Source organism: Pseudomonas sp. BF-RE-25 (assembly GCF_019956105.1).
In the GTDB taxonomy this organism is placed as follows: Bacteria; Pseudomonadota; Gammaproteobacteria; order Pseudomonadales; family Pseudomonadaceae; genus Aquipseudomonas; species Aquipseudomonas migulae.
On the sequence record NZ_JAHBDB010000033.1, the window covers coordinates 88,099 to 102,526 of the forward strand.

General features: G+C 59.2%; 12 protein-coding genes. 9 read left to right on the plus strand and 3 right to left on the minus strand.

Going from position 1 to position 14,428, the window contains the following annotated elements; genetic code table 11:
• Positions 1-17: 17 nt before the first annotated feature.
• The 8 genes from pepP (at position 18) to gcvH (ending at position 8,943) form a co-directional block, all read left to right on the plus strand.
• Positions 18-1,352 carry a Xaa-Pro aminopeptidase gene (pepP, locus tag KGB24_RS16260; RefSeq protein ID WP_008040694.1) on the plus strand — a complete coding sequence of 445 codons (1,335 nt, stop codon included), beginning with the start codon at positions 18-20 and terminating at the stop codon, positions 1,350-1,352.
• On the plus strand, positions 1,349-2,536 hold the full coding sequence (gene ubiH / locus KGB24_RS16265) for a 2-octaprenyl-6-methoxyphenyl hydroxylase (protein ID WP_008024259.1): 1,188 nt from the start codon (positions 1,349-1,351) through the stop codon (positions 2,534-2,536). Before pepP ends, ubiH begins: the two co-directional genes overlap by 4 nt.
• Positions 2,529-3,014, plus strand: coding sequence for a DUF4442 domain-containing protein (locus KGB24_RS16270; protein ID WP_008024257.1), 486 nt, complete (start codon positions 2,529-2,531; stop codon positions 3,012-3,014). Before ubiH ends, KGB24_RS16270 begins: the two co-directional genes overlap by 8 nt.
• Before the next feature lie 9 nt (positions 3,015-3,023).
• Positions 3,024-4,241 carry a 2-octaprenyl-3-methyl-6-methoxy-1,4-benzoquinol hydroxylase gene (locus KGB24_RS16275; protein WP_223413772.1) on the plus strand — a complete coding sequence of 406 codons (1,218 nt, stop codon included), beginning with the start codon at positions 3,024-3,026 and terminating at the stop codon, positions 4,239-4,241.
• A 220-nt stretch (positions 4,242-4,461) separates the two neighbouring features.
• Positions 4,462-5,466: an extracellular solute-binding protein gene (locus KGB24_RS16280; protein WP_223413756.1), complete on the plus strand. Its 1,005-nt coding sequence runs from the start codon at positions 4,462-4,464 to the stop codon at positions 5,464-5,466.
• A gap of 187 nt (positions 5,467-5,653) precedes the next feature.
• Complete coding sequence (locus KGB24_RS16285; protein ID WP_008024249.1) at positions 5,654-7,270, plus strand: ABC transporter permease; 1,617 nt, start codon at positions 5,654-5,656, stop codon at positions 7,268-7,270.
• A gap of 156 nt (positions 7,271-7,426) precedes the next feature.
• Positions 7,427-8,509 carry a glycine cleavage system aminomethyltransferase GcvT gene (gene gcvT / locus KGB24_RS16290; RefSeq protein ID WP_223413755.1) on the plus strand — a complete coding sequence of 361 codons (1,083 nt, stop codon included), beginning with the start codon at positions 7,427-7,429 and terminating at the stop codon, positions 8,507-8,509.
• Positions 8,510-8,559: 50 nt separating this feature from the next.
• Entirely contained in the window at positions 8,560-8,943 is a 384-nt protein-coding gene (gene gcvH / locus KGB24_RS16295; protein WP_008024245.1) for a glycine cleavage system protein GcvH, read from the plus strand.
• A gap of 114 nt (positions 8,944-9,057) precedes the next feature.
• Here the strand turns inward: gcvH and KGB24_RS16300 are convergent, their stop codons facing one another.
• Complete coding sequence (locus tag KGB24_RS16300; RefSeq protein ID WP_223413754.1) at positions 9,058-9,753, minus strand: hypothetical protein; 696 nt, start codon at positions 9,751-9,753, stop codon at positions 9,058-9,060.
• Positions 9,754-9,926: 173 nt separating this feature from the next.
• Complete coding sequence (locus KGB24_RS16305; protein ID WP_008024242.1) at positions 9,927-10,616, minus strand: hypothetical protein; 690 nt, start codon at positions 10,614-10,616, stop codon at positions 9,927-9,929.
• A 438-nt stretch (positions 10,617-11,054) separates the two neighbouring features.
• Between KGB24_RS16305 and gcvP the strand changes: the two genes are divergently transcribed.
• Positions 11,055-13,928: an aminomethyl-transferring glycine dehydrogenase gene (gene gcvP / locus KGB24_RS16310; RefSeq protein WP_223413753.1), complete on the plus strand. Its 2,874-nt coding sequence runs from the start codon at positions 11,055-11,057 to the stop codon at positions 13,926-13,928.
• Positions 13,929-14,093: 165 nt separating this feature from the next.
• Here the strand turns inward: gcvP and KGB24_RS16315 are convergent, their stop codons facing one another.
• On the minus strand, positions 14,094-14,414 hold the full coding sequence (locus tag KGB24_RS16315; RefSeq protein ID WP_008024239.1) for a DUF2388 domain-containing protein: 321 nt from the start codon (positions 14,412-14,414) through the stop codon (positions 14,094-14,096).
• Positions 14,415-14,428 lie beyond the last annotated feature (14 nt).

Sequence of the window (14,428 nt, forward strand, 5' to 3'; positions counted from 1 at the left end):
GGAAAAGCCATCTGCCCATGATTCATATCCCGAAATCGGAATACAGCCGTCGCCGCAAGGCCTTGATGGCGCAGATGGAACCCAACAGCATCGCGATTCTGCCCGCCGCCGCGGTCGCCATCCGCAACCGCGACGTCGAGCATGTTTACCGCCAGGACAGCGACTTCCAGTACCTCAGCGGTTTCCCCGAGCCTCAAGCCGTTATCGTGCTGATGCCGGGTCGTGAGCATGGCGAATACCTGCTGTTTTGCCGTGAACGCAACGCCGAGCGAGAACTCTGGGACGGTCTGCGTGCCGGTCAGGAAGGCGCGATCCGCGACTTCGGTGCCGACGACGCTTTCCCCATCACTGACATCGACGACATCCTGCCGGGCCTGATCGAAGGACGCGACCGGGTGTATTCGGCGATGGGCAGCAACCCGGAATTCGATCGCCACCTGATGGAATGGATCAACGTGATCCGCTCCAAGGCGCACCTCGGCGCGCAGCCGCCGAACGAATACGTTGCGCTGGATCATCTGCTGCACGACATGCGCCTGTATAAATCGGCGGCAGAAGTGAAGGTGATGCGCGAAGCCGCGCGGATTTCCGCTCAGGCGCATATTCGCGCGATGCAGGCCAGCCGGGCCGGGTTGCATGAGTACAGCCTTGAAGCCGAGCTTGATTACGAGTTCCGCAAGGGCGGGGCGAAGATGCCAGCGTATGGTTCGATCGTCGCGGCGGGGCGCAACAGCTGCATCCTGCATTACCAGCAGAATGACGCGGTGCTCAAGGACGGCGATCTGGTACTGATCGACGCCGGTTGCGAGATCGACTGCTACGCCAGCGACATCACGCGCACCTGGCCGGTCAACGGCAAGTATTCAGCGGAACAGAAGGCGATCTACGAGTTGGTACTGGCTTCACAGGAAGCAGCCTTTGCCGAAATCGCCCCTAACAAACACTGGAATCAGGCGCACGAAGCCACGGTCCGGGTGATTACCACCGGTCTTGTGAAGTTGGGCCTGTTGCAGGGCAACGTCGACGAACTGATCGCCAGCGAAGCCTATAAAGCGTTTTACATGCACCGCGCCGGCCACTGGCTGGGCATGGATGTGCATGACGTCGGCGAGTACAAGGTCGGCGGCGAATGGCGCGTGCTGGAAGTCGGCATGGCGCTGACCGTGGAACCGGGGATCTACATCGCCCCGGACAACCAGAACGTAGCGAAGAAATGGCGCGGCATTGGCGTGCGCATCGAGGACGACGTCGTGGTCACCAAAACCGGCTGTGAAATCCTGACCAATGGCGTACCGAAAACGGTCGCCGAGATTGAAGCCTTGATGGCGCAAGCGCGGACAAAAGCAGCATGAGTCGAGTCAATCTGGCAATTATCGGTGGCGGCCTGGTCGGTGCCAGCCTGGCGTTGGCCTTGCAGGCCGGAGCCAAGGCGCGCGGCTGGAAGATCGTGCTGATCGAACCGTTTGCCCCCGGCCACACCTATCAACCGAGCTACGACGCCCGTTCTTCGGCGTTGTCCTACGGTGCCAAACAGATTTATCAACGGTTGGGCGTGTGGCAGGAAATCTCCCGCCGTGCCGAGCCGATCAAGCAGATTCACGTTTCCGACCGTGGCCGTTTCTCCACCGCGCGCTTGTCGGCGATGGAAGAGGGTGTGCCGGCGCTGGGGTATGTGGTGGAAAACGCCTGGCTCGGCCAATGCCTCTGGCAAGGTCTGGACAAGGACGTGGTCACCTGGCGCTGCCCGGCGGAAGTCACGCGCATGGAACCGCTGACCGACGGCTATCGCCTGACCCTCAGCGACGAAACGATGCTGGAGTGCGACCTCGCAGTGCTCGCTGATGGCGGTCGTTCCGGCCTGCGCGAGCAATTGGGGATCGGCATCAAAAAGCGCCCGTACAACCAGAGCGCGCTGATCGCCAACATCACCCCGAGCGAAGCGCACAACGGCATGGCGTTCGAGCGTTTCACCGACGACGGTCCGATGGCGTTGTTGCCGTTGCCGGAAAATCGTTGCGCATTGGTCTGGACCCGTCTGGGCATGGACGCGCAACGGCTTGCGGCCCTGGATGAACGCAGTTTCCTCAGCGAATTGCAGGGCGTGTTCGGTTACCGCCTCGGCACGTTGAAACAGGTCGGCGCACGGCATCTTTATCCGTTGACGCTGATCGAAGCCGAAGAGCAGGTGCGTCCGCATCTGGCGATCCTCGGCAACGCCGCCCACAGCCTGCACCCCATTGCCGGCCAGGGTTTCAACCTGTCGCTGCGTGATGCGCAAGCGTTGGCGGATGCGCTGCTGGCGAGCGAGACTTCGCTCGGCGATTTCGCGACCTTGCAGGCTTACCGCGAACGCCAGCGGATGGATCAGAACCTGACCGTGGGTTTCTCCGATCAGGTCACGCGGTTGTTCGGCAGCACTCAACCACTGGTTTCGCTGGGCCGCAACATTGGCCTGCTCGGCCTCGATCTGCTGCCGCCGGCCAAGCGCTGGTTTGCCCGACAGGCCATGGGCCTGGGTACGCGTCCCGATGCGTAAGTGGCTGACGAGCAGGTTCGGCAAAGCGCGGTTGATGCGTTGGTTCATGACCTTCTACCCGCCGTACCTGGGCGCCGGGGTTCGCGTGCGGCACATCAGCGATGACTTTCGGGACATCACGGTGTCCATGGGTCTGGGCAGGTACAACCGCAATTACGTCGGCACGCAGTTCGGTGGCAGCCTGTATTCGATGGTCGATCCGTTCTACATGCTGATGCTGATGGAAAACCTCGGACGCAATTACATCGTCTGGGACAAAACGGCAGACATCGATTTCATCTCGCCGGGCAAAGGCCCGGTGTTCGCCAATTTCAGGGTCGACGAGACCTTGCTCGACGAAGTCCGCCGGCAAACGGCGAACGGCGAAAAATACCTGCCGCAATTGCAGGTCGATATCCACGACGGCGCCGGCACCTTGGTGGCGCGGGTCCAGAAAACCCTTTACGTGCGGCTCAAGCCGCAAGCGAGACAGGCTTAAAGCATGGACATGCGCGCAGATCTGCTGATTGTCGGGGCCGGAATGGTCGGCAGCGCCCTGGCGCTGGCGTTACAGGACAGCGGGCTGGAAGTCCTGCTGCTGGACGGCAGCCCGATGAGCGTCAAACCCTTCGACGGGCAAGCGCCGTTCGAACCGCGCGTGAGCGCGTTATCGGCGGCCAGCCAGCGGATTCTTGAACGCCTCGGCGTGTGGGATGGCATTGCCAACCGGCGCAGCAGCCCGTACACCGACATGCATGTCTGGGACGGCAGCGGCACCGGGCAGATCCACTTTTCTGCCGCCAGCGTGCATGCCGACGTGCTCGGGCATATCGTCGAGAACCGCGTGGTTCAGGACGCCTTGCTCGACCGTTTGCACGACTGCGACCTCGGGATGCTGGCCAATGCGCGCCTGGAGCAGATGCGCCGCTCCGGCGATGACTGGCTGCTGACGCTCGCCGATGGCCGCACCTTGCGTGCGCCGCTGGTGATTGCGGCGGATGGCGCCAACTCGGCGGTTCGGCGCCTGGCCGGGGTGGCCACGCGCGAGTGGGATTATCTGCACCATGCGATCGTCACCAGTGTGCGCAGCACCAGGCCTCATCAAATGACGGCCTGGCAGCGCTTCACCGACAACGGCCCCTTGGCGTTTCTGCCGCTGGAACGCGACGGTCAGCAGGATTGGTGTTCGATCGTCTGGTCGACTACGCCGAGCGAAGCCGAACGGCTGATGGTGCTGGACGACACAGCGTTTTGCCTCGAACTGGAACGCGCCTTTGAAGGCCGGCTCGGCACGGTGCTGAGCGCCGACCCACGTCTTTGCGTGCCGCTGCGCCAGCGTCATGCCAAGCGGTATGTGGCCGAAGGCCTGGCGCTGATCGGCGACGCGGCGCACACCATTCACCCGTTGGCCGGGCAAGGGGTGAACCTCGGTTTCCTGGATGCCGCGGTCCTGGCTGAAGTGCTGCTGCAAGCAGCCGAGCGGGGCGAGCGGTTGGCGGATGCGAAAGTGCTGAGCCGTTACGAGCGTCGGCGCATGCCGCATAACCTCGCGTTGATGGCAGCGATGGAAGGCTTCGAGCGCTTGTTCCAGGCAGATCCGCTGCCGGTGCGCTGGTTGCGTAATACCGGTTTGAAGATCGTCGAGCAGATGCCGGAGGCCAAGGCGTTGTTTGTGCGTGAGGCGTTGGGGTTGACCGGGGATCTGCCGGCTCTGGCCAAGGCCTGACTTTCGCTGGAGCTGATGGCCCCTTCGCGGGCAAGCCTCGCTCCTACAGACTTTCTGCAATCCCTGTAGGAGCGAGGCTTGCCCGCGAAGGCGTCGGCACATCCATCACACATTTCAAACCACGCAACATCTGGTAACTCCTCCGCAAACTGATCGATTGAGATGGTAAATGTGAGTCCTTATCATTTGCCCTCACTTTTCGAATTGAGAGATCGCTCCCATGTTGGCACCGAAGCGTCTACTGACAGCACTCGCCCTGACCCTGATCGGCAGCACCGTCGCCCAGGCCGCTGACGAGGTGGTGGTTTACTCCTCGCGTATCGACGAGCTGATCAAGCCGGTGTTCGACGCCTACACCGCGAAAACCGGCGTGCAGGTGAAGTTCATCACCGACAAGGAAGCGCCGCTGATGCAGCGCATCAAGGCCGAGGGCGAGAACGCCACCGCCGACCTGCTGCTGACCGTCGATGCCGGCAACCTGTGGCAAGCCGAGCAGATGGGCATCCTGCAACCTTTCACTTCGAAAACCATCGACACCAACATCCCGTCGCAATACCGTGCGGCTTCTCATGCCTGGACCGGCCTGAGCCTGCGGGCGCGGACCATCGCGTACTCCACCGACCGGGTGAAACCGGGCGAGTTGACCACTTACGAAGGTCTGGCCGACAAGAACTGGGAAGGCCGCCTGTGCCTGCGTACGGCGAAGAAGGTCTACAACCAGTCACTGACCGCCACCATGATCGAAGTGAATGGCGCCGAGAAAACCGAGAAGATCCTCAAAGGCTGGGTCAACAACCTGTCCACCGACGTGTTCTCCGATGATGTCGCGGTATTGGAAGCAATCAACGCCGGCCAGTGCGACGTCGGCATCGTCAACACTTACTACTACGGCCGTCTGCACAAGCAGAAGCCTGATCTGGCGGTGAAGCTGTTCTGGCCGAATCAGGCTGATCGAGGCGTACACGTCAATCTTTCGGGCATTGGCCTGACCAAGCACGCGCCGCACCCGGAAGCGGCCAAGGCGCTGGTGGAGTGGATGACCACGCCTGAGGCGCAGAAGATCTTCGCTGATGTGAACCAGGAATTCCCGGCCAACCCTACGGTGGCGCCGTCCGCGGAAGTCGCCGCGTGGGGCAAGTTCGTCGCCGATACCTTGCCGGTGGAAGTCGCCGGTAAACGTCAGGCTGAAGCGATTCGCATGATGGATCGGGCTGGCTGGAACTGAGTCTGTCGATATACTGCGCCCCGCCTGTGTGCAGACACCGCTGACCCTGTAGGAGCGAGCCTGCTCGCGATGAATGTTAACGATAACGCGGGGTGCCTGACGGTCCGCGGTGTCGTGACGTTCATCGCGAGCAAGCTCGCTCCTACAATGGCCTCTGTGTATCGTCCATCCGCTTGAGAGCTTGTCCTTGGCCCACCCCGCCCAACGCCGCTGGTATCCCCTGGTCTTCGCCATCGCTGCGCTGGTCTTGCTGCCCCTCAGCGTTCTGTTGCTCTCCTGGCAAACCATCGATCATCAAATCTGGTCCCACCTCTGGGACACGCAGATGCCGCGGCTGCTGGGCAACACGCTGACCCTGGTGCTTGGCGTCGGTGCCGGCGTAACGCTGCTGGGTGTCAGCCTCGCCTGGCTTACCAGCCTCTGCGAATTCCCTGGTCGGCGCTGGCTGGATTGGGCGTTGATGCTGCCGTTCGCGATTCCGGCCTACGTGCTGGCGTTCGTCTTCGTTGGATTGCTGGATTTTGCCGGTCCCGTTCAAACGTTGATGCGCGAATGGTTCGGCACGGGCCTGCGACTGCCGCGAGTCCGCTCGACCGGCGGCGTCATCCTTGTTCTGGTACTGGTCTTCTATCCCTACGTTTACCTGCTGGCGCGCACGGCATTTCTCGCTCAAGGCAAAGGCCTGATGGAAGCGGCGCGAGTCCTGGGGCAATCGCCGTGGCAGGCGTTCTGGCGCGTCGCGTTGCCGATGGCACGCCCGGCCATCGGTGCGGGCGTGGCGTTGGCGCTGATGGAAACCCTGGCGGATTTCGGTGCGGTGTCGGTGTTCAACTTCGACACGTTCACGACGGCGATCTACAAAACCTGGTACGGCTTCTTCAGTCTTTCGACTGCCGCACAACTGGCCAGCCTGTTGCTGTTGGTGGTGATGGTCGTGTTGTACGGCGAGCGCCGCGCGCGCGGGGCCAACCGCGCAAGCAATGAACGACCGCGGGTCAAAGCGCTGTATCACCTGCGCGGCTTCAAAGCGCTGGCAGCGATGAGCTGGTGCGGTCTGGTGTTTGCCTGCGCCTTCGTGATCCCGGTGCTGCAATTGGTGGTGTGGTTCTGGCAGCGCGGGCGTTTCGACCTGGATGAGCGTTACACCGGCCTGATCGTCCACACCTTGTATCTGGGCGGCATGGCGGCGCTGATTACTGTCAGCGTTGCGCTGGTGCTGGCGTTTGCCCGGCGTCTGGCGCCGACCCGGGCGATCCGCTCCGGTGTCAGCCTGGCCAATCTCGGCTATGCGTTGCCGGGTTCGGTGTTGGCGGTGTCGATCATGTTGGCATTCAGTTATCTGGATCGCGAACTGGTGATTCCGCTGTCGGGATGGTTGGGTGGCGCCGGCAAGCCGTTGCTGTTGGGCAGCCTGTCGGCCTTGCTGCTGGCCTATCTGGTGCGATTCATCGCGGTGGCTTACGGGCCGCTGGAAAACAGCCTGGCGCGAATACGGCCATCTTTGCCCGAAGCGGCACGTAGCCTTGGGGTCGGTGGTCCGCGACTGTTTTTCAAAGTGTATCTGCCGTTATTGCTGCCCGGCACATTGAGCGCTGCGTTGCTGGTGTTCGTCGACGTACTCAAGGAAATGCCCGCGACCCTGCTGATGCGCCCGTTTGGCTGGGATACGCTGGCGGTACGCATCTTCGAAATGACCAGCGAGGGCGAGTGGGCGAGGGCATCATTACCGGCGCTGACCCTGGTTTTGGTCGGGCTGTTACCGGTCATCGGATTGATTCGGCGTTCAGCGCATCGAAACACCTAGGTGTCAGTCCTACACCTTGAGGCTACAATGCGCGGCATTCGGTGCGGTCCGTCCTACAGACCCGGTTGCTGAAATCGGCTGAAAGCCTTCTATTTCAAGGCGTTCACTCCGTGCAGCACCGGCCCGCACCTTCGCCACGCCCGGAAGGAGAAACCCATGGGACAGCGTACGCCTCTGTATGACCTTCATCTCGCCCTCGGCGCGAAGATGGTCGATTTTGGCGGTTGGGATATGCCTCTGCATTACGGCTCGCAGGTCGAGGAACACCATCAGGTGCGCCGCGATTGCGGGGTTTTCGATGTATCCCACATGACCGTGATCGATGTCAGCGGCGGGCAGGCCAAGGCCTGGCTCCAGCATTTGCTGGCCAACGATGTCGAACGCCTGCACAGCCCCGGCCGTGCCTTGTACAGCACCATGCTCAATGAGCTTGGCGGCATCGTCGACGACATGATCGTCTATCGCCTCGAGGACGGTTATCGCCTGGTGGTCAATGCCTCCACCCGCGATCAAGACCTGGCGTGGATGCAGGCGCACCTCGACGGCTTCGATGTGCAGCTCAACGAGCGCTCCGAGCTGGCGATGCTGGCCATTCAAGGCCCGCATGCCCGACACAAAATCTCCGAACTGGTCACCCAGGCTCGCGGCAACCTGATCCAGTTGCTCAAGCCGTTTGAAGGTCAGCCTGATGGTGACTGGTTCATCGCGCGCACCGGCTACACCGGCGAAGACGGTCTGGAAATCATTTTGCCGGCCAGTCAGGCGCCAGGTTTCTTCAACGATCTGGTGGGTGCAGGCATCTCGCCGATTGGCCTTGGCGCACGGGATACGCTGCGTGTCGAAGCCGGCATGAACCTGTACGGTCAGGACATTCATCAAGATGTTTCGCCGCTGGCTTCGAACATGGCCTGGAGCATTGCCTGGGAGCCGGCCTCTCGCCAGTTCATCGGCCGTGTTGCTCTGGAAGCTGAACGGGCAGGGGGTGTACAGCACAAACTGGTGGGGCTGGTCCTTGAGGAGCGTGGGGTTTTGCGCGCTCATCAAGTGGTCCGCATCGCCAATGTTGGCGAAGGAGAGATCACCAGTGGTAGTTTCTCTCCTACGCTTAGCAAGTCGATTGCACTGGCGCGCGTGCCAATGGCGACTGCCGACCGCGCAGAAGTGGAAATCCGTGGCAAGTGGTACCCGGTCCGAGTGGTCAAACCGACCTTCGTACGCCATGGCAAAACCTTGATCTAACCTTTTCTGGCGGGCAACGACCGCTGACAATTTTCTTGAGGACACAGAACATGAGCGATATCCCTGCCGACCTGCGTTTTGCCGAAAGTCACGAATGGGCCCGTCTGGAAGCCGATGGCACCGTCACTGTGGGCATCAGCGATCACGCTCAGGAAGCCTTGGGCGATGTGGTGTTCGTTGAGCTGACTGAAGTCGGTAATGTGTTTGCAGCCGAAGATCAGGCGGGTGTTGTGGAGTCGGTTAAAGCCGCCTCCGACATCTACTCACCGATTGCCGGTGAAGTGATCGCGGTCAATGAAGACCTGAGCGGTTCGCCTGAGTTGCTCAACTCCGACCCGTACGGTGCCTGGATCTTCAAGCTCAAGCCAAGCAACACCGCCGATCTGGACAAACTGCTTGATGCGGCTGGCTACAAGGCCGCCATCGGCGAGTAAGCATCGCCAAAAGCGGATCCGCTACAAGAGCGCCGCGTTTTCCTTTCCTGGAGAACGCGGCGTTTTTGTTTAATGCCGTGCGGTGAGGTCTTGCTGTGAAGGTTTGCTGAACAGTCATGCCGCCATTGCTACCGCTTTGTTTACCCTGGCGTGAAGCGCCGTTACCTGGTCGTCTGTCAGATGTGTTGCCGGTTCGCCCGGAACCCAAACACCGCTGTCGTTGTAAGTGATTGTTTTGGTCTCTCCGTCATTGACCGTGACGACGTAAGAGTTAGATACATTTCCGGCGATTAAAGATCCCGCTGCCTGGGCTGTGCCGAACCATAGTTGGAACTGGTTTTTTGGTGTCATGGTGGTTGCACCGATGCTCATGCCGCCTGAACAGTTCACCCAAATATTGTTACCTTTGGAGTCCAGCAATATTTCTCTAGGGTTGCCCGGTAATTGGTTGTTGATCAAAACATCGCCGGAGACACCGCCATTTGTGGCGGGGCTGAATACGCCATATTCATTGAGTGTCGTTTTTTGTCCCATGTTGATGGGGAGGTTTTTACCTCCTGAAGTAAATGTAATATCCCCCTCTTGAAATGGAGTGTTTGTAAAGTTGACCATGAAGGAATTGCTGGATATATCGAATATGTTTTTGTATTGATAACTAGGCTGGGTTACTGTGGCCTTTGAAGCCTTTGAGAACCATATGGCGGTAAAGCTGTTGTTTACCATTTTTGCAAGGTAAAGGCTGTAGTTATTGGTTTTTTGAGCGATCAGTTGTGCCTCTTCGATATAAACAATAATTTGTTGTTGGCTCATGGCGGTTTTCCATTTTGTCCTGCATTTCTACAGCGTTGGAACAGTCAATAAAAAACCCTGTAGATCCAGGATGTACAGGGTTTTTTGAACAGGTTTGCACGTTGAAGACGGTCAACGGTTAGACGATATGCTTTCGGTCCATTGTGCAAACGATGCTCGATCTGCCCTCCATGCTATGCCGCTACTTTGATCCCCACCCTGGCATGCAGTGCGGCGACGTCCTTGTCGCTGAGGCGGTCTGCGGGTTCACCTGCTACCCAAACACCGGCATTGGTATAGGTAATGGTCACGCTTTGTCCATCGACCACGGATACGGTAGTCGAGTAAGACAGGTTTTGAGCAATCAATGAGCCTGTTTCTTGTAGATTGCCGAACCATAGTTGGTATTCACTTTTTGGTGTTAACGTCGCGGTACCAATGTTCATGCCACTCTCACGGTTTACCCAAATATTTTGGCCCTTGGCATCCAGCAATATTTCGTGTGGGTTGGCTTGTAACTGGTTGACGATCAGAATATCCGATGGTTTGGTGTCATTTTTTGGTGGCGAAAATGTGCCGTTTGTATCCAGTATGGTCGATTGGCCTGTGCTGATTGGCCGGTTTTTCCCACCGGATGTGAAGGTGACATTGCCCGTTGTCACGGGGTCGTTTGTATAGTTGACCATGAATGAGGGAGTCGTTAAATCAAACGTATTTTTGTATTGATAGCTAGGGTTGTTGACGGTAGCTACAGGGCCTTTTGACTGCCAGATCACGGTGAAGCTGTTATTTACTTTTTTTGCCAGATAGAAGCTGTAGTTGTTATTTTTTTGTGCCTTCAATTGCTCTTCTTCGATATATGCAACTATTTGTTGGCTGCTCATTTTTGAACTCCATTTCGAATAAAGCGTAGCTTGGGTTGTTTGTAACTGGGTAGTGGCTTTTTGGTTCCGTTGCCCAGTCCTCAACAAACATAGCATGCGGATTATTGTGCTATAGATCTATTGGCTATGGTTTGATTCTATCTATCGCGATTGGTTTTTTAAGAATTTGACTGTTTTAATAAGTGTCGGCTTTTCACCTATTTGCAAGCGCCGTTGCGCGGGTACTTATGAAGAGTTTTATTTTTGGCGAGTAAGAATAACTATTTATAACTATCGGCGATGTATATATCGCTGAAATGAAAGAGCCTCAAAGTCCTGGCGTGTTTTATATGCATCAGGGACGGGCCGCGTCCAAAGACGCCATGCCTCGCGCAGGGGAGCTATGCTGGTTTGACCGTGTTGCATCGACGTTGAGCGCCAGTCAAGAGAGAGCCCGTCATGTCCCAGTTGCCGTCCTTGAGCCAGTTACGCGACCCCAATGCCTTCCTCCGCCGTCACCTCGGGCCCGATGCCGCCGAGCAGCAGGCGATGCTCGACAGCCTCGGCGTTGGTAGCCGTGTCGAGCTGATCGAGCAGACGGTGCCGCCGGGAATCCGCCTTAACCGGGCGCTAGACCTGCCACCCGCCCTCGACGAACAGGCCGCGCTGGCCAAGCTGCGGGGCTACGCCGAGCAGAACCAGGTCTGGACCAGCCTGATCGGCATGGGCTACCACGGCACGCTGACGCCGACCGTCATTTTGCGCAATGTCCTGGAAAACCCAGGTTGGTACACCGCCTACACGCCGTATCAACCCGAGATTGCCCAAGGTCGGCTCGAAGCGCTGCTGAACTTCCAGCAATTGACCATCGACCTCACGGGGCTGGAACTGGCTAATGCCTCGCTGTTGGATGAAGCCACCGCGGCGGCGGAAGCCATGGCCCTGGCCAAGCGTGTCGCCAAGTCCAGGAGCAATCTGTTCTTCGTCGATGAAAACTGTCATCCGCAGACCATCTCCGTGGTGCAGACCCGGGCCGAAGGTTTCGGTTTCGAGCTGATCATCGACGCTGTGGATAACTTGAAGCAGCACCAGGTATTCGGCGCGCTGTTGCAGTATCCCGACACCCACGGCGAGATTCGCGATCTGCGTCCGTGGATTGATCACCTGCACGCCCAGCAAGCCCTGGCTTGCGTCGCCACCGATTTGCTGAGTCTGCTGTTGCTGACGCCGCCGGGAGAATTGGGCGCCGACGTGGTGTTCGGCTCGTCCCAGCGGTTTGGCGTGCCCATGGGTTACGGCGGCCCCCACGCGGCGTTTTTTGCCAGTCGCGATGAATACAAACGAGCGATTCCGGGGCGAATCATCGGCGTCTCGAAAGACGCGCGTGGCAACATTGCGTTGCGCATGGCCCTGCAAACCCGTGAGCAACACATCCGCCGGGAGAAGGCCAACTCGAACATCTGCACCGCCCAAGTGCTGCTGGCCAATATCGCCAGTTTCTACGCGGTCTACCACGGTCCGGAGGGGCTGAAGCAGATTGCCCAGCGTGTTCACCGGCTGACCTGCATCCTCGCGGTGGGCCTGGAGCGCCGTGGCATCACCCGCCTGAACAAACACTTCTTCGACACGTTGACGCTGGAAGTCGGTGGCACTCAAACCGCGATCATCGAAAGCGCGCAGGCCGCGCAGATCAACCTGCGGATTCTGGGGCGTGGGCAATTGGGCCTAAGCCTCGACGAAACCTCTGACGAAAGCACCGTGGCGAAGTTGTTCGATGTCTTCCTGGGTGCCGATCATGGGCTCAACGTCGACGAACTGGACGCTGAAACCCTGCCTTCCGGCATTCCTGACGGGCTGCTGCGCACTTCGCCTTACTTGCGTCATCCGGTGTTCAGCGCCCATCACAGCGAAACCGAGATGCTGCGTTACCTCAAGCAATTGGAGAACAAGGACCTGGCGCTCAATCAATCGATGATTCCGCTCGGCTCTTGCACCATGAAGCTCAACGCCACCAGCGAAATGATCCCCATCACCTGGCCGCAATTCGCCAACTTGCACCCCTTTGTGCCGAAAGAGCAGGCGGCCGGTTATACGCTGATGATCGAAGAACTGGAGCGTTGGCTCTGCGCGATCACCGGTTTCGATGCGATCTGCATGCAGCCCAACTCGGGTGCCCAGGGCGAGTACGCGGGGTTGCTGGCGATTCGCAAATACCACGAGAGTCGGCATCAAGGCGGGCGGGATATCTGCCTGATCCCGTCCTCGGCCCACGGCACAAACCCCGCTTCAGCGCAGATGGCCGGAATGCGCGTGGTGATCGTCGAATGTGACGAGGCGGGCAACGTCGATCTGGAAGATCTGAAAGGCAAGGCTGCCGAAGCGGGCGACAAACTCGCCTGCCTGATGGCGACGTATCCTTCGACCCACGGCGTGTACGAAGAAGGCATCAGCGAGATCTGTGAAGTTATCCACAGTCACGGCGGTCAGGTGTACATGGATGGTGCCAACCTCAATGCGCAAGTCGGGTTGGCGCGGCCGGCGGACATTGGTGCCGACGTTTCCCATATGAATTTGCACAAGACCTTCTGCATTCCCCACGGCGGTGGCGGGCCCGGCATGGGGCCGATTGGCGTGCGGGCGCATCTGGCGCCGTTCGTGGCCAACCACCCGGTAGTGGCGATTGACGGCCCGCTGCCGGAGAACGGCGCAGTCAGCGCGGCGCCTTGGGGCAGCGCGAGCATTCTGCCGATCAGCTGGATGTACATCGCGATGATGGGGCCGCAACTGGCGGACGCCAGCGAAGTGGCGATCCTCGCCGCGAATTACCTCGCGCAGCATTTATCGGGTGCATTCCCGGTGCTCTATACCGGGCGCAACGAGCGTGTGGCCCATGAATGCATCCTTGATCTGCGGCCGCTCAAAGTGCTGACCGGAATCAGCGAAGAGGACGTCGCCAAGCGCCTGATGGACTACGGCTTCCACGCGCCGACCATGTCCTTTCCGGTGCCGGGCACCTTGATGGTCGAGCCGACCGAAAGTGAATCGAAGGCGGAACTGGACCGCTTTATCGGGGCGATGCTGAGTATCCGCGCGGAAATCACCGAAGTGCAAAACGGCAATTGGCCGGCGGAAGACAATCCGCTGAAACGGGCGCCGCACACCTTGGCCGACATCACTGGGGTTTGGGAACGGCCCTACACCATCGAACAGGGCGTCACGCCGGACGCGCACACCAAGGCACATAAGTATTGGCCGGTGGTGAATCGTGTCGATAACGTCTACGGCGACCGGAACCTGTTTTGCGCGTGTGTCCCGGTGGACGACTATCGCTGAAACACACCGTCCCTCTGTAGGAGCTGGCTTGCCAGCGATGGAGTGTCAGTCGACATCGATGTGTCTGATACACCATCGCTGGCAAGCCAGCTCCTACAGAGGGGTTTTGTGTTGCCCATAAAAAATGCCGCTCATGTGAGCGGCATTTTTGTTCAGCCGTAAATCTTACTTCGACGCGACGGCATTCTTCGCCAGGATCGCATTCGCCAGTTCCATATCCGTGGCCTGCAGGCCCGGGTTGTCGGCGCGGACTTTCTGCATTGCGGCTTCCAGATAGGGGCCGCGAATAGCGCCGTCACTGGCGACAAAGCTGCCGGCGTCGTCCTGGGCGGCGACGATCAGCTTTTGATCCCTGGAGGTCAGGTAGGACGAGCCGGTGGTGGCACCGGAAGTAAGGACGTTACGCCAAAAGCTGTCATCAGCCATCGCCGAACCGACTGGAAGGGACAACACGGCGAGGGTAGCAACAGCAAGTTTGAAACGCATGATGGGTGACTCCA